This is a genomic window from Fibrivirga algicola, from assembly GCF_011742925.1.
Classification (GTDB): domain Bacteria; phylum Bacteroidota; class Bacteroidia; order Cytophagales; family Spirosomataceae; genus Fibrella; species Fibrella algicola.
On the sequence record NZ_WAEL01000004.1, the window covers coordinates 20033 to 36698 of the forward strand.

Below are 16666 nucleotides of genomic sequence, written 5' to 3' on the forward strand. Positions count from 1 at the left end.
CAGTCTTCAGCAAGAACCTACACGGTGTGGATCGGCTACTTCTACCCTTTCACAGATAAGCCTAGCATCATGCAGAACGTTAGCAACTCGGTCACAGGCAACGACCATTTTGTGATCGATGATCCATTTTCTTCACTGGCAGAATAGGCTACCCCCCAGATCAGGACAATGGGGCGATTTGTTGCTGTCCAACCGAATAACTGGGTACGTTCAGGTTGCAGGCGGGTCAAGCCTGCAACCTGATCAACGACGGCTCACTCCTCGTCGTACTCGCCCTGTAGTGCGTACAGGCCAAAGCGTACCAGGCCACCCACGATGAGCGGAAGCAACACAAACAGGATGATGATCCCGAACACCAGGTCGTCTGACTTACCGGATGCCAGCTTAGGCAACCCAAAATACATTACGCCATAGTAGCCGCACAGAGCGGCTAAAGCCAACCAGACAACACCCAGATAACGCCGTATCGCGTCCATATTTCAATTTGGTTTAAGGAGAGAGTCAAAACAAGATGAATTAATCGGCCACCCGGCGGGAGCTGCTAATGTAGATCAGGCCAATGGCCAGGCTGACACCCGCAATGACAATGGGATACCATAAACCCTCCAGGTAAGGCGCCGCGTAAGGTACTGTCTCACCCATTTTTACGGCTGTGGCGTTGGCTTCTTTGGCCCCGGTGGCCAGGTACGTCGCTACGGCAGGCAGCAGCCCTCCGAACACGCCGTTACCAATGTGATACGGTAATGACATCGACGTGTAGCGAATTTTGGTTGGAAACATTTCCACCAGAAACGCTGCGATCGGCCCATACACCATCGTAACAAAGATAACCTGGATGAAGACCAGCCAGATCAGCAGCCAGCGGTCGGCGTCGTTGATCAAAACGGTCTTTTTCACTTCTGGTACTGGCACAGCATCGGTTGCAGAGGCCCCCATTTTGGATTTGGTTACCTCGGTTAGTTTCGTGCCGTCTGTGTATTCCTTCGAGACCGTTATTGTCTTGATCTGGCCACCCGTCACTTTCGGATCAGCCACCGTCTTTTCGTCTGTTGTCGTCTTTGACACCACCTCCTGTTTGGTCGCCAGATTTGTAGTCTGGTACATCTTCTCGTAGATCGTTCGGTACGAGAGGATAGCAATGAACATCCCTGCCATCATTATGCCTTTGCGGCCAATGCGATCCGACAGCCAGCCAAAGAGCACAAAGAACGGCGTACCCATCAGCAAGGCGATGGCCATCAGTTCATCCGATTGAAGCGCATCGACATTGCAGACCGTTTTAATGAAACTCATGGCGTAGAACTGACCCGTGTACCAAACGACGCCCTGGCCCATTGTGGCACCAAACAGGGCCAGCAGTACAAATTTGAAGTTGTACTTGTTGCCAAAGCTCTCTTTAAGCGGGTTCGTAGAGCCCTTCCCCTCTGCCTTTACTTTGGCAAACAGTGGCGACTCATGCATATTCTTGCGAATGATGTAGGAGATAAGCACCATCAAAATAGACACCAGGAACGGCACGCGCCAGCCCCATTCGTCGAACTCTTCCTTCGACAGCGATTTACGCGTGATCAGGATGACTAGCAACGAGACAAACAGACCAACAGTGGCGGTAGTCTGAATCCACGATGTCCAGAAGCCACGTCGGTTTGTCGGCGAATGTTCGGCTACGTAGGTAGCTGCCCCACCGTATTCGCCCCCCAGTGCAAGTCCCTGCAGCAAGCGTAAAATAAGTACCAGCAGCGGTGCCCAGAACCCAATGGTTTCGTAGGCCGGAATCAGGCCGATCAGAAACGTAGCCCCGCCCATCAGCATCAGCGTTACCATGAAGGTATATTTCCTGCCAATGAGGTCACCCAGACGTCCGAAGAACAGCGCGCCGAAAGGCCGAACGACAAAACCCGCCGCGAAGGTGGCAAGCGTCGACAGGAAGGCGGCCGTTGGGTTTCCCTCGGGAAAGAATTTTGTCGACAGCACTACCGCGAGTGAGCCGAAGATGTAGAAATCGTACCATTCAATGAGTGTCCCGACCGATGAAGCACCGATCACACTGATGAGTGAGCGCGTGCTGGTGGTTGTAGGACTACTTGATTCTGTTGTCATGAGAAAGTAGCGAAAAGGCCAAAAAAGAAGGGGTATAGAGTTGGGATGAAAAGACTGTTACGACTATGTTGCCAGATCCACCGATTTATCTGGGATAGCTGTCTGTAGAGTTATTTGTCGATGTATCGAAGGCGATGACTGTGTATTCATACTCAGCGCCTATGGCAAACAAAGTGACCAATCATTTAGCCGGCGGCTACCCGTGTTCGTGCAGCTATACCAGTTCGACTGACTGGCTAATCCGCCTACTGTGGGTGTCACCCGTATGTTGATCTGTCTGGGTATGGGAATCAGACTAACTGATGCAATCAGGTTCTGTAGCGTTCCCACCGAATCAGCATAAATTTATCACCAAGCTCAGTGACGATTATGCCCGCGCCGGCAATGTTTTCCGGCTTACTCATATAGTCCGTCAATTCACTGTGATTGACAATCGTGTAGGTAGGATTGTACGCCATGTTTTCGGGCACTTTAATCTGGTACTTTTTTATCCAGTTCATCACCGACACATGGCTTACGCCCAGAAGCCGCTCGATCTCCCGCAGGCTGATTCCTTCAAGGTACAGTTGCAATGCCTTTACGACGTAATACGTGCTGGTACTCCGCCCCACTTTGTCGACGGTAAAATTGTACGTACACTGCTTGCACCTGAAGCGCTGGCGTCCGGCAATAATGCCATTCCGAACAGCTGTAGTGCTTTGACACTTAGGGCATTTTCGAATAGCCATACGAACGCAAACGTATCTATAGTGATTTAGCAAATATATAGAAACTTACTGTTTTCCATCAAAAACATCTTTGAATAGTTAAACTAGCCCTCTTACCCTACCGAACAAACCGACGCTAATCAACTACCCGTCCCGCCAAAGACGTAAACACTTGCATTCATTGCGCTACCTGACGATGGTGAGTTGTAAACAACAGCTCATCCGGCGCTAATCTGCCAACTTTACCGACCTGCGCAGTTGTAGCTCCTTCTATTTGCCCGTATTTTTATACGGTCTACTGCCCTTATGCTCCGTACGTACTTTTCTACCACGTTTCTCGTCCTGCTGGTGAGCCAATTTATGGCCTGTCAGTCTGGTCAGCCTGCATCAACCACGCCTGCGGCCCCGCTGACGGCCTCACACCTGACTGGCAAGCAACTCGCCGCCACTTATTGCGGCAACTGCCACCTCCTGCCTGACCCGTCGTTACTGCCCAAACCCATCTGGCGTGACCGGGTACTGCCCCAAATGGCCCTGCGGCTCGGCTTCTCCATCGACTCCATCTCGCCATACGCGATGATGGATGATGCCCAGGAAATCAATCGGGTGATTCAGTCGAGTGCATTCCCCGGCTCTCCGGTCATTCATACTGATGACTGGACAAAGATTGTCCGCTACTACACGGACAACGCGCCCGCTCAGCCCCTGCCGCAACCGGCCAAACCAGCCCCTGAGGTTGGCCTACCGCTCTTTAAGCTGCAATACCCACCCCGCCGCTTTACCGCAGCCACTACCCTGCTGCGGTACGATAAGGCCGGTCAGCGAATTCTGGCAGGCAACGGGCAGGGTAACCTGTTTATGCTTGATCAGAATTTACAGGTACTGGATTCGGTGCCGGTTGGCTCGCCTCCATTGGATGTTCGGGCATCAGCCGATGGCTCAGTACACGTATTGGCAGCCGGCAACATGGAACCCAACGATCAGCTGACCGGAAGGTGGCAACCTGTAACCTTTCCTGGTCACCCAGGTACGTCGAAAAACCCATCCGTTGGGACTCATATCGATTCGCTGGGCCGTCCGGTTTCGGTAGCGGTGGCTGACCTGAATCAGGATGGGCAGGAGGATGTCGTTATCTGTCAGTTCGGCAACTATACCGGCAAACTCAGTTGGTATGAGCGGCGCGGATCACGGTATTTCCAGCATCTACTTGATCCCGTTCCGGGTGCCCGGCGAGCCCTGATAACTGATGTGAATAACGACGGACGCCCTGATATCGTGGCCCTGCTATCGCAGGGGGATGAGCAGATTGCCGTATATTATAATGATGGTGGTGGCCGGTTTACCAAAATGGTAGCCCTGCGCTTTCCGTCGGTGTACGGTTCCAGCTATTTCGACCTGACAGATATGGATCGAGACGGCGATCTGGATATTCTCTACACCAACGGCGACAATGGCGATAAGTCCTATTCGCTGAAGGCGTTCCACGGGGTCCGGGTATTCATAAACGATGGGCACTTCAAGTTCAAACAGACCCTGTTTTATCCACTATACGGCGCTCAGCAGGCAATAGCCCGTGATTTTGACCAGGATGGCGATCTGGATATCGCCGCCATTTCCTTTTTTCCAAACTACGATAAAAGCCCCGTAGAGTCGTTTGTGTATCTGGAAAACCAGGGAAACTTCAAGCTGAAAGCACGTACGTTTCCGCATCCCGAGCAGGGCCATTGGATGGTGATGGAAGTAGGCGACATAGATCAGGATGGCGACGACGACCTCTTGCTTGGCTCTTTTTTCAGGGCGATTACCCCCACCCCAAAGCCCTTACTGACACAGTGGTTCACCGCTGGAAAAGGGATTCTGCTACTCAAAAATCAGACAACGAAACAGAAGACCGTCCTTACGCCCGTCGCACATGTTTCGCTAAAATGAGGTTCGTTAGCTAAGGAGCGGAAACAGCTTTCATTTCCATAGGTTTAGTAGTCTTAAAACGCTCAACAGTATGGAAACTCAATTTTTGGAACGGTCAGTCGACCAAACCAGCCCCGACGACCTATCGGCTTACACAACGCCAGACCGCGCAACCCCCTACGACGTCACCGACGACGTATTTGGCATTAAGACGTTATTTGTTAACGTTTTTTTCATTGGCAAACCCGGTGATGGCAACCCCTGGACACTGGTCGATGCAGGTTTTTATGGCTACACCGACGCCATTCGCCAGCGCGCCGAGCAATTATACGGGGCAGACAACCCGCCCAACGCCATTATCTTAACGCATGGTCATGCCGACCATATCGGGTCGCTACACACATTGCTGACGCAGTGGGGAAACGTACCTGTGTATGCCCACCGCCTTGAACGCCCATACCTGACTGGTGTTTCCAGCTACCCACCACCCGACCCAGCCATTGGCGGCGGAGGTATGTCGCTGATGTCGTGGATTTTCCCAATTGGTCCCGAAGATTTCAGCGACGTCCTAACCGACATTCCGGCAACCCTGCAACTTCCTGAACTCCCCGACTGGCGGGTAGTTCATACGCCTGGTCATGCGCCCGGTCATATTTCGCTGTTTCGGAACAAAGATCGTACGTTGATCGCCGGTGATGCATTCATAACGACTGACCAGAACTCCATATCAGCGGTGATCAACCAAACGGAGGAAGTACACGGACCACCTGCCTATTTCACCTGCGACTGGGAGGCCGCCGAAGAGTCGGTTAAAAAGCTGGCGCTGCTCAACCCAACGAAAGTAGGAACGGGCCACGGCGTATCGATGCGTGGGCTGGATCTGCAACTCGAACTCGGTCGGCTGGTCAGTGAATTCCGGAAACGGTCAATTCCGTCCAACGGCAGGTACGTAAAAGAAGCCGCCGTTACTGACGAGCATGGCATTGTATCGATGCCCGAGCCAACATCTTACAACATCGCCCGGGCTATCGGCATTGGCCTGGCGGTTGGTCTGGTTTGGGGCTTGATCAGGTCTGTGAAACACAGATAAATATGACTCGCAGTTAATGATATCATCAAACTGCTGATTCATATTATGTTTGCCTATTCTAAGTCTGTCAACGGGCCTGACCAAGTTATAAGATACTTACATACAGTCACTTACGTAAAGTTTCTCCAGAATAGTAGGTACAAAAAAATATGCACGAAACAGAGTACTTATACTCTGTTTCGTGCATATTTTTTTGTACCTACTTACCTACCTGGCCAGCGCTGCATTAACATCCAGACGCCCGCCTGTCACTGTCTTTCTAGCCAGTGACGTGGTGGGTACTGCACTATTTAATATAGCTGCTTTTATTTGACTGGCTGTTGCACCTGGTTTCACGGATGCATAAAGTGCTACAGCACCCGTTACATGTGGCGTAGCCATTGATGTACCACTATACGACGAGTAAGTATTGTAGGCCGTTGTTGAATTGATGGCCACCCCAGGCGCACCTAGATCAACGGTAGTTGCACCGTATTGTGAGAAGCTGGCAAGTGCACCCGTTTTATCAATGGCAGCTACGGCAATCACATTCGCCACATTGTAATTTGACGGGTAACTAGCCTTCCGATCATTGTTGGTCCCGCTATTTCCGGCTGCAGCGACAAACAGGATATTTTGAGCATTAGCGCGGGTAATCGCATCCAGAAGCGCCTGTGAAAAGCTCCCCCCACCCCACGAATTATTCGTAGCAACAATATTTAGCCCCTTTGTTTTCAGGTTGGTGAAGTAGTCAATGGCTTTTACAGCGTTGGCCAATGTACCCCCACTTGCCCCCAGGAATTTACCAGAGATCAGCTTCACGTTCCAGTTGACACCTACTACACCTACACTATTAGATTTTCCGCCAATGGTGCCAGATACATGTGTTCCATGGTTATCCAGTGTGCCTCCACTACCGCCATCATAAACAGTTGCATCGTTGTTGGCGAAGTCCCAGCCGTACGTGTCATCAACTAAGCCATTACCATCATCGTCACCATTCCCCGCTGGATCAAGCGGATTGCCAACCTGACCATCCAGGTCGGGATGAGTGTACTGAATACCCTCATCAATGATACCCACATATACGGTAGACGAACCCGTATAGCCAGCTGCCCAGGCCGCAGCAGCATTACTACCAAACTGATTGGCCGGCGAAGTACTGGGACCATACATGCCCCAGAGTGAAGTATTGGTAAAGAAAGGATCAGTCGAAACAGCAGTATGGTGGTAAATATAGTTAGGCTCGGCAAACTCAACTCCCGGTGTATTAGCTAGATCAGCAACGGCTTGCATCACATTCTTCACCTTCAATAGAAGCAGCCCTTCTTTCTTACCGGCCTTCTCCATGGCTTTGGTCAGGATCCGCTCGGCGGCTTTCCCTTGGACTTTGTTGAGCGCTTGCTTGCGCACATCGTCAGAAACGCCTTCGGCAAACTGAACAACCAGCTCGCCCTCTACATACTCGGCATCATCCCCTGACCTGGCGTTTGACAGCGTTACAGAATCCGACGTTGTAATCTCTGCTGGTTGGCAACCGACCCAAACGGTTGAGAGTAACAAGCCGACTGCAACGGCCCTGGTGGTTAAAAACGTTTTAGAATTGCTCATAATTCGGTAAACAGATGTTTGGTAAAGGAAAAAATACTCATAAAACAACGTAAACGCAATGTCAAGCCAATCAGGCCATGATCCGGAATACGACGTCGATAAACAGATCGCTAACTTAACAGTCAGGTATTGATTTCCAATAATATTGTTTATTTCGACATGATCACAAGTAGGACATGATATCGTCTCTAAAAATTTATAGTTAGTTACTTATGTCGTAGTAATACTTACTTAATTTACAAGCTAATCCAGCGAGCCAGCGGCTTGCATAGTTTGCCATTTAAGCTGATTCCTGCTCATCGAGGTGCCGTATATTTGCCGGGCACCTTCTTCTAATTCATCATGAACCGTATCGACCGCCTGACGGCCATTCTGATTCACCTTCAGAGTAAACGGCTTGTCAGAGCACAGGACCTAGCCGATCGATTCAGGATCAGCCTGCGCACCGTATACCGCGATATTCGGGCACTCGAAGAAGCCGGTGTGCCGATTGGGGCCGAGGCAGGGGTTGGCTATTTTCTGGACGGGTATCACCTGCCGCCGGTAATGTTTACCAATGCCGAAGCCTCCGCACTGGTGTTTGGCGCCAAGCTGGTGGAGCGAATGGCGGATATGTCGCTGCGGGAACCGTTCGATTCGGCCCTGTACAAAGTAAAATCAGTGCTTAAACGTGCCGAGAAAGACCACCTCGATCAGTTGGAACCACTTATCGGCATTTCCGACTACCCCCGACCTACCCCTTTTTCTGACCAGTTACTGGATCAACTGCAATCGGCCTGCGTTCAGCAGCAGGTGCTTCTGCTCGATTACCAGGCCCCCTATGAGGAGCAGACCACTACCCGTGAGGTAGAACCCATTGGCCTGTACTACTACAGCACAGGCTGGCACCTGATTACGTTCTGTCGACTTCGGCAGGATTACCGCGATTTCCGCACCGATCGAATCCGTCAACTCAAGGTTACTGGTCAATTGTTCTCGCGCCAATCTCTGCTGTCACTACACGACTACCTGAATCGCTTTAAACAGACCAGAGCGCTGACCGAAGCCATTGTCTGGTTCGACAAACGAGCCGCTCGATTTACCCACCAGCAACGGTACGCCTACGGCTTTATGTCGGAGGAGGCGCAGGGAGCGCGCGTGAAGATGTTGTTTCTGACACAGCATCCGGAAGGGCTGGCCCGCTGGCTGATGATGTTCGCTAGCTCGGTATCGATCGAGCAGCCCGACAGCCTGAAGGCGATGATCCTGAACTTCGCCGACGAACTAAAAGCACATTATACAGCGGCTCAACCCCTACTGACATAGGGTTGTCACCAGGTACGTTTACCTTCGGTTTGGTCGTCTATTAAACCCAAACTACTAATGACAACTACCGTTCTAACTCCAACCAATGCCCTGATCGTGAAGCAGACCGAGCCCTTTCTAGGCCTCACGATCGGATTGCAAACCTACCTTCCCGAACTGGCAGCCAGCGGTGGAGCAGCCAACCGGCAACTGATGGCCGAAGCAGCCCGACTAGGCTTACCCAACACACAGCCGATACAGTGGCACTACACCGGCCTATCGGGACATCCCGACGATGAGTTTACGTTGCAAATCATATTACCAATCGAGTCAGTCATTCTGGGGACGCCCGGCAACCCATTTTCGGTTCGGCATATCCCTGCGTTTCATTGTGCGCAGCATACGTATTGCGGCCCGTGGAATCGACTAAAAGAGGAGTACGACGAGATTTTCGAGCAATTCTATGCCGTCGATCGGGTCTACGATGGTCGTGTACGTGAAGTGTTTCGGGTGGTCGATCGGGATAGTCCAGCGCGTTGTGTACTGGATATTCAAATTGGCATTGCCTAACGGTGAACGTACCCAGCCATACGCCTAATAGACAACTGGCTGGGTACGTTGCTACTGCCGGTCAGCCTCGACAAGCTGCTGGTGGGGCACTAGCGTTTGTTTAGCCGTTGCCCTGGCAAAGGCGGCGTCATAATCGGCACGGGTGGTACCCATCCATTCGTCCCAGAAGCGGAAGTACAGCCCGTAATTTCCTTTAAAATACTGGTGGTGCTGGTTGTGGTTGACGGAGGTATTGAGCCACCGCGCCAGCCAGTGCTGGTTCCAGCGGGCAGGAAACAACTCCCAGCCCAAATGGCCGTATACGTTATACACGATCATAAAAAACAGGAAAGCCAGGATCGTAATGGGGTGTAGTGGCAACACAAACGTAGCCAGTGGTACAATAGCGGCCTCTACAATTGCCTCAAGCGGATGAAACGCGTAGGCGGCCCAGGGCGATGGATTGGTCGATTTGTGATGCACCAGGTGCGTGGCCTTGAACAGCCGGGGGTGGTGCATGGCCCGGTGCGTCCAGTAGAAATAGGTATCGTGCAGCAGTATAAGCAGTACAAACGACACGACTCCATACGCCGTACCATAGTCGGCCCAATTGAGATACAGCAAATTATAGTTGCGCATTCCCGTGGCGACCATCAGCCAGGTGACGCCCGCAAAAACCAGGGTGGTGCTGATCGAGTACAGCACTTCCCGCCGGTAATCGGACGATTTCGGGAAGCGAGGCTGAATCTTTTTCGACGCAGCCGAAGCGCGTCGCCAACCGTAAAAGATGGCAAAAAAGATACCCGCTACCACCAGATAACGCAGCAGGTGCGTAAGCCAGACGGCCACCATCCCCCAGCCGGGATACATTTTCAGCAAACTGTACATATCCCCGAAACACACGCTGACAGGTGTCAGTTTCCGTAGCTGAAGCGGATTTTCGAACGGATTGCCCGGCAGGTAGTTTCAGCTAGATGAACATGAACTTCACCCGCACCGGCAGCGGTAAACCCCTGCTGCTGATTCACGGCATCGGCAGCAGCCACCACAGTTGGGACCTGATCATCAACGATCTGGCTACTCACCGCGACGTACTGGCTATTGACCTCCCCGGTTTTGGCGATACTGCCCCCCTTGACGGCGAAACTAGCATCCGGACGCTGGCCGATGCCGTCACCGATTTCCTGCGCGAAAAAGACTTACTCGGTATCGATGCCGTGGGCAGTTCAATGGGCGCCCGGCTGGTGCTTGAACTCGCCCGACGGGGTGGTGTGCTCGGGGCGGTGGTCTCCCTGGACCCAGGTGGTTTCTGGGAAGGCTGGGAAATTCCGTTCTTCTACTACTCGGTGCGTCTGTCTGCCCAACTGGTTGACAGCCTGCAACCCGTGCTCCCCAGCCTGACCGACAATCCCATTACCCGATCTCTGTTATTTGCCCAGTTTTCGGCCCGCCCCTGGGCACTCCCGTCGCCCATCGCATTGCAGGAACTTCGTACGTTTACGCCAACGCCAACCTTCGCGGAACTGCTCGACAATCTGGCACATGGCGAGAAACAGCGCGGAGCACCAGCTGGTACGCTCCAGGAACCGCTGGTGATTGGCTGGGGACGGCAGGACCGCGTCTGTTTGCCCGGTCAGGCAAAGCGGGCACTGACTTTGTTCCCCGATGCGCAGTTACACTGGTTTGAAAAATGCGGACATTTCCCTCAGCTTGACGTACCTGAACAAACCGTTGACCTCATACTGGCAGTGACCGATGGCACTTATGTACCGCAGGAATCCGAATCAGAAACACCGCTGCGACCCACTACCAAACAGCCTGATACACTGCTGATTGGTGTCGGCACGGCGGTTATCGTTGCTGGCCTGTTCATTGCGATACGAATGGCTACGGTACGATAAACGTAGCCGGGCTATTTACCTTTGCTTATGCCATTCCCTGACTTAACGGACGCCGACCGGGCTTTTATACTCAGTAACCTCACCGCCGATGTGCAAACGCTGGTGCTTCGACCACCAGCTAGCCTGGCTAGGTTACAGGTACGCGAGATTGCCGAACAGATCAGGGCACGGCAAAAAGCAAAAGGCAAATTACCCGGCTGGTATGCTCACCCGATGCTTACGTTTCCGGCAGCCCTATCTGTCGAACAGGCCTCGTCGGAACGTGCTGCCGCGTACAAGGCATCGTTGGTCTCCGGGTCGTTACTGGCTGACCTGACCGGGGGAATGGGCGTCGATACGGCGGCGTTTGCCCGGCAGGTAAACCGGGTTAACTACGTTGAACGGAACCAGCCGCTCGCCGAACTTACCGCCCGGAATATGCAGTTGTTGGGCCTACTCAATGTGACGGTGAACGTTGGTGACGGCCTGGCATGGCTTGCTAACCAACCCGACACCTTCGACTGGCTGTACCTAGACCCCGCCCGCCGCGATAGCCGGGGAGGGCGTGTTGTGGGCCTTGCCGACTGCGAACCCGACGTGCTGACGTACCTGCCGCTACTGCTGCAAAAAGCACATAACCTGCTGCTGAAGACCTCGCCCCTTCTCGACATTGAGGCTACACTGCGCCAATTGCCCACGACTCGGGAGGTGCATGTGGTGGCCGTGCAGGGCGAGGTCAAAGAGACGCTGTTCGTACTCAGGCGGGAGCCCGTTGCGCTGGCTGATGTGCAGATGACCGCCATCAACCTGCGGGATACGGGCGAGATGCAGACATTTGCCTACCGGCGCGGTGATGAAGCAACGGCAAGCGTCACCCTCGCCGATCCACAAACGTACCTGTACGAACCAAACGCTGCTCTGTTAAAGGCCGGCGCTTTCCGCTTGGCCGGGGTACGTTTCGGCTTGGCTAAGCTGGCCCCGCACAGCCACCTGTATACCTCGGCCGAATACTTACCCACCTTTCCGGGACGAGTTTTCATTATCAACGCCCTGTGCCGTGCCGACCGGAAGTCGCTGCAGGTCCACGTACCTGGCGGGCAGGCCAATCTCACGGTACGCAACTTTCCACAGCCAGTTGATGTACTGCGTAAGCAATTAAACCTGCGCGAGGGCAGCGACGTCTATCTCTTCGCCACCACGTTGACAAATGGGGATAAACGCTTGATTGTAACGCACAAAGCAGTAATATAGAACCTGATTTCAACCATTTTTACGAACTATGAATTTCCGTAACATCCTGTTAAGTATCAGCTTATTGCTGATCGTTATGAACACCCAGGCGCAAACCGTTTACGCGGGTGAACAGACAATTGACAAACAACTCTACAAGGGCCTGTTCCTGACCATCCCCCTCAGTGACAAGCAGGTTGAGAAGGAATGGGAGGAGTTTGTAAAGCCTTTCGGCCGAATATCAACGTCACGGGGCACGTACCGCATTACGACCGCTGACATAAAAGACATTTCGGCCGAGCCAATCAACTTCACCAGCCAGATTAAAGGGAATAAGAAGTCGACTACAGTATTTACAGCCTACGATTTGGGCGGCGGCAATTATGTCAGCGCAGGCAACGGCAATTATGACGCAGCCGACAAACTGCTAAAAGATTTTGCAGCCAGAGCCCTGTTTATTGATGAAGTGCGCGTAGCTGAAGAAGGCTTTACAGAATCGCAGAAGAATCACCAGAAAATGGTTAGGAAAGGCGAAACACTCGCGCGCGATATCGAGAACAACCGCAAAGAGAAAGAAAGGCTCCAGCGGAAGATCGAAGAAAACGCAAAAGAACTGGAACAGTTGCTAAGAGATACTGAAACAAACAAAGTTGACCAGACGACCGCCCAGACCGATATGGACAACAAACGCAAAAACGTAGAAACGGTAAAAGCAAAGAAACAGTAACCAGCTGTAACCAACCTTATCTTGACAGTCTCCTGTAGCGCCTCACCAATGGCTGCGCGGGAGACTTTTTCCGTTGTACCTACCGCTACAACGTACCTCAGCCGCGCCAATAGTGAAACGGAGCATTTTTTATCAGTAACTCAACTGACTTCGCTCAGCTAATTCCAGTAGGGCTATACTCACTTTTGTAGACGAGCATCCCAAACCGATAGCTTGTGCGATGATGAAGCTCCTCGTTACCACTGACTTTTCAGACAACTCAAAAGCGGCCATCCGGTTCGCTATCCAGGTAGCATCGCAGTGTGCGGCTAGTCTGACCTTTTTGCATGTGCTACACGTGGTTCGGCCTACAGCCTGGCATGAATCGACGTACCTGACCTATGAGCGGCAGGAGATCGCCAAAGCCAGAGCCAGCCTTAACGACTTTGTTAGCCGCCTCTACAATGAGTTGGCCGCCAGTCCGGCTGATTACAGCTGCAAAGTGAAGGTATCACCCGTTGCCGATTATGTGATTATGGGCTATGCTGCCGAGCAATCAGTTGATTTCATCTGTATCAGTACACGGGGTGCTGGTTTACTGGAAAAGATCATGGGCACCACCACTGCAAACCTCATTAATCAATCTACAGTGCCGGTCATTGCCGTTCCGGGTAATTACCAACCCACCCGGCTAACCAGCATTGCCTATGCGTCAGACCTGCGCTGTTTAAAACAGGAGGTTGCCCGCGTTGCCGATTTTGCCCGGCTGCTTGGGGCGTCAATCAGCCTGCTTCATGTTACCTCACCCGGCGAACCTGTCATTGAGGCAGATATAATCGACCTGGCTGCTGAACGGTCTGCGCACCTCCCGGTTGACCTTCACTTACAACCGGCTGATCTAAACCAAACAATGATCGGCAACATCGACGCCGCTGTGCAACAGTTGAAACCATCGATTGTGGTCCTGTTCACTAAACAGGACCAGGGCTTTTTTCACCAACTCTTCTTTTCCGGCAATGCTGTAGACTACAGCTTTTCAACAACCACACCACTTCTCGTTTTCGCTAAATCTCAGTAGTTCAACTCTATAGACCCGCATGCAAGCAACCAGCCAGGTAATTCACGGGTTATCCAGCCGAGCCGTTTATAGGTCGCGGAAACAGTATGGGCCAAATACCTTACCCAGCGATGGCCGTTCAGAGCTGTTTTCAACGGTAAAAGAGGTGGCCACGGAACCCATGTTTCTACTCCTCCTGGTGGCCTGCACCCTCTACTTCGTGCTGGGTCAGCTAGAAGAAGCGATTACACTCATTGTGGCACTCGTGCTGGTGGCGGGCATCTCGGTTTATCAATCCGTTCGAAGCAACCAGGCGCTGGGTGCGCTGCATAAGCTGACCCAACCCCAGGCGCAGGTACACCGAAATGGTAAACTAACCTTACTTCCTACCGAAGAAATTGTTGTTGGTGATGCTGTACTGGTGGCCGAAGGACAGCAACTTCCCGCCGATGGGCAGCTCAACGTAACCAGCGATTTTGCCGTCGATGAAGCCACGCTTACCGGTGAATCGGTGGCTGTTGCCAAAGTGGTCGGAGAACCGGTATATGCAGGAACAAGCGTTGTAGCTGGCAGTGCCTGGTTTACCGTTACAGCTGTTGGCCAGCAAACCGAACTAGGTCAAATAGGGCACCGCATTGGGGAAATTCACGACGAGAAAACTCCCCTTCAACGGCAAATCAGCCAGTTTATCTGGTGGATGGCCTGGATTGGCGCCGGAGAATTTATCCTGGTGTGGGCTGTAAACTACAGCCACTCCGGCAATTGGATGACGGCCCTCCTGTTCGCACTGACGCTGGCGATGTCTATTCTACCCGAAGAAATTCCGGTCGCCTTTAGCAGCTTTATGGCCCTTGGCGCAGCCCGGTTAAGTCAGCTGGGTGTACTCACCAAACAGCCGCAGACAGTGGAAAGCCTGGGGTCAGCAACGGTTATCTGTACCGACAAAACCGGAACGATTACTCAGGACGGCATGGTGGTCAGGTACGTATACGACGCTATGCAGGGTCAACTCTGTTCGGTAGCCGACCCATTGGCGGCTACTCCTGCGGGGCATATGTCTGATTCTGCCCTGCACGTACTTGCCTATGCACGTTGGGCCAGCGAAACCGCCCCGTTTGACCCAATGGAAAAGGCCATTGTGGCAGCTTGCCAAGCTCTGCCGCTGAGTTTAGCCGATACGCACCCGTTGATACACGAGTATCCGTTGGCAGGCACTCCGCCCATGATGACGCACGCTCGTCAGTCGCCCGATGGCGAGCTATTGGTAGCTGGCAAAGGGGCTGTTGAGCATATAGTTGCAGTTTGCCACCCGGAAGCAGCCGTTTCAGATCAAATTCGGCTTATCACCAGCCAGTTGTCGGCCAAGGGGCTACGGGTATTGGGCGTGGCAGCGGCTTCGCACGCAGGCCCCGATTTTCCGGCCGAACAGGACGACTTCAACTGGTCGCTGTTAGGGCTTATAGCGCTCGAAAATCCACCCAAGCCCAATGCAAAGGCTGTCATCGGTGCATTTACGGAGGCCGGTATCAAGGTAAAACTGATTACGGGTGATTTTCCCGAAACAGCGCAGGCCATTGCCCGTCAGGTTGGGCTTCCCGGTGCAGATACGTTTGTGACCGGCCAGCAGCTAATGGGCATGAACGACTCGACACTTCAATATTATGCCACCACCCAATCAATCTTTGCCCGCATGTTTCCCGAAGCCAAGCTCCGGGTGGTCAATGCCCTGAAACTAGCTGGCGAGGTAGTGGCGATGACTGGCGATGGGGTCAATGATGGGCCAGCTCTCAAAGCCGCTCATATTGGCGTGGCAATGGGCAAACGGGGTACTGAGGTGGCTCGGCAGGCAGCTTCTCTGGTATTGGTAAACGATGACCTGACCAGCATGATCGATGCCATTGCCCAGGGACGGCGGATCTACCAAAACTTAAAGAAAGCCGTTGCTTATATCGTTTCTATCCATATCCCGATTATACTGACTGTTGCCGTTCCGCTCCTGGCCAATTGGTCATTTGCAAACCTCTTTACGCCGGTTCACGTCATATTTCTGGAGTTGGTCATGGGGCCAACCTGCTCCATTGCATTTGAAAACGAGCCGGCCGAAGGCGGCCAGATGCAGCAACCACCCCGTCCGCTGACGGCTACGTTTCTGGGTGGTCGGGAGCTGATCCGTAGCCTGTTGCAGGGATTGGGTATTACCGGGGCTGTGTTAGGAATGTACTACGTCAGCATGCAGGAAGGGCAATCGATTGAGGTGGTCAGAACGTTGGTCTTTGCTACGCTTGTGTGTAGCAATATCCTGCTGGCGCTTGTCAACCGATCATTTACAAGCTCAGTGTTCAGTACGCTGCCTACGCCCAACAGGCTGCTCTGGCTCCTGCTTAGTCTCACACTAGGCCTTTTACTGACTACGCTGTTTTTCGCTCCCGTGCAGCAGTTATTTGGCTTTGCCCCTTTACCAGCCTCCTCGCTGGGGTGGTGTGCACTAAGTGCCCTGATCGGCGTGGGCTGGATCGAACTTTACAAACTAGTCCGGTAGCACAGACAGGTGCTACTTAACAGAAA

At 52.8% G+C, this 16666-nt stretch carries 14 protein-coding genes; 9 read left to right on the plus strand and 5 right to left on the minus strand.

The window, feature by feature from the left end; translation table 11 throughout:
- Positions 1 to 254 precede the first annotated feature (254 nt).
- From F7231_RS11455 to F7231_RS11465, 3 genes are all read right to left on the minus strand, one after another.
- Positions 255 to 476 (minus strand): DUF6814 family protein, encoded by a 222-nt coding sequence (locus tag F7231_RS11455; protein WP_166692003.1) that lies wholly within the window; start codon positions 474 to 476, stop codon positions 255 to 257.
- A 40-nt stretch (positions 477 to 516) separates the two neighbouring features.
- The gene (locus F7231_RS11460) at positions 517 to 2100 is read right to left on the minus strand and encodes an MFS transporter (RefSeq protein ID WP_166692004.1); all 1584 of its coding nucleotides are present in this window, start codon (positions 2098 to 2100) and stop codon (positions 517 to 519) included.
- 308 nt (positions 2101 to 2408) lie between these two features.
- Positions 2409 to 2828: an IS1/IS1595 family N-terminal zinc-binding domain-containing protein gene (locus F7231_RS11465; RefSeq protein WP_166692339.1), complete on the minus strand. Its 420-nt coding sequence runs from the start codon at positions 2826 to 2828 to the stop codon at positions 2409 to 2411.
- A gap of 285 nt (positions 2829 to 3113) precedes the next feature.
- On the opposite strand from F7231_RS11465, the gene F7231_RS11470 reads away from it, so the two are divergent.
- Both F7231_RS11470 and F7231_RS11475 read left to right on the plus strand, forming a co-directional pair.
- Positions 3114 to 4736 (plus strand): FG-GAP repeat domain-containing protein, encoded by a 1623-nt coding sequence (locus tag F7231_RS11470; protein ID WP_166692005.1) that lies wholly within the window; start codon positions 3114 to 3116, stop codon positions 4734 to 4736.
- Positions 4737 to 4806: 70 nt separating this feature from the next.
- Positions 4807 to 5805: an MBL fold metallo-hydrolase gene (locus F7231_RS11475; protein WP_085413843.1), complete on the plus strand. Its 999-nt coding sequence runs from the start codon at positions 4807 to 4809 to the stop codon at positions 5803 to 5805.
- Positions 5806 to 6012: 207 nt separating this feature from the next.
- Here the strand turns inward: F7231_RS11475 and F7231_RS11480 are convergent, their stop codons facing one another.
- Positions 6013 to 7395: a S8 family peptidase gene (locus tag F7231_RS11480; RefSeq protein ID WP_166692006.1), complete on the minus strand. Its 1383-nt coding sequence runs from the start codon at positions 7393 to 7395 to the stop codon at positions 6013 to 6015.
- A 342-nt stretch (positions 7396 to 7737) separates the two neighbouring features.
- On the opposite strand from F7231_RS11480, the gene F7231_RS11485 reads away from it, so the two are divergent.
- The gene (locus F7231_RS11485; protein WP_166692007.1) at positions 7738 to 8700 is read left to right on the plus strand and encodes a helix-turn-helix transcriptional regulator; all 963 of its coding nucleotides are present in this window, start codon (positions 7738 to 7740) and stop codon (positions 8698 to 8700) included.
- 57 nt (positions 8701 to 8757) lie between these two features.
- Positions 8758 to 9249, plus strand: coding sequence for a GyrI-like domain-containing protein (locus F7231_RS11490; RefSeq protein WP_166692008.1), 492 nt, complete (start codon positions 8758 to 8760; stop codon positions 9247 to 9249).
- Between the two features lie 51 nt (positions 9250 to 9300).
- Here F7231_RS11490 and F7231_RS11495 read toward each other — a convergent pair whose 3' ends face one another.
- The gene (locus F7231_RS11495) at positions 9301 to 10098 is read right to left on the minus strand and encodes a sterol desaturase family protein (RefSeq protein WP_229369922.1); all 798 of its coding nucleotides are present in this window, start codon (positions 10096 to 10098) and stop codon (positions 9301 to 9303) included.
- 110 nt (positions 10099 to 10208) lie between these two features.
- Here F7231_RS11495 and F7231_RS11500 point away from each other — a divergent pair, with 110 nt between their 5' ends.
- The 5 genes from F7231_RS11500 (at position 10209) to F7231_RS11520 (ending at position 16640) form a co-directional block, all read left to right on the plus strand.
- Positions 10209 to 11129 (plus strand): alpha/beta fold hydrolase, encoded by a 921-nt coding sequence (locus tag F7231_RS11500; RefSeq protein WP_229369846.1) that lies wholly within the window; start codon positions 10209 to 10211, stop codon positions 11127 to 11129.
- Between the two features lie 27 nt (positions 11130 to 11156).
- A complete protein-coding gene (locus tag F7231_RS11505; RefSeq protein WP_166692010.1) occupies positions 11157 to 12359 on the plus strand; it encodes a THUMP-like domain-containing protein in 1203 nt (400 codons plus the stop codon).
- A 28-nt stretch (positions 12360 to 12387) separates the two neighbouring features.
- On the plus strand, positions 12388 to 13065 hold the full coding sequence (locus F7231_RS11510; RefSeq protein WP_229369847.1) for a hypothetical protein: 678 nt from the start codon (positions 12388 to 12390) through the stop codon (positions 13063 to 13065).
- Between the two features lie 220 nt (positions 13066 to 13285).
- Positions 13286 to 14122, plus strand: a complete 837-nt coding sequence (locus tag F7231_RS11515) for a universal stress protein (protein WP_166692011.1) — start codon at positions 13286 to 13288, stop codon at positions 14120 to 14122.
- A 19-nt stretch (positions 14123 to 14141) separates the two neighbouring features.
- On the plus strand, positions 14142 to 16640 hold the full coding sequence (locus tag F7231_RS11520) for a cation-translocating P-type ATPase (RefSeq protein ID WP_166692012.1): 2499 nt from the start codon (positions 14142 to 14144) through the stop codon (positions 16638 to 16640).
- Positions 16641 to 16666: the final 26 nt, after the last annotated feature.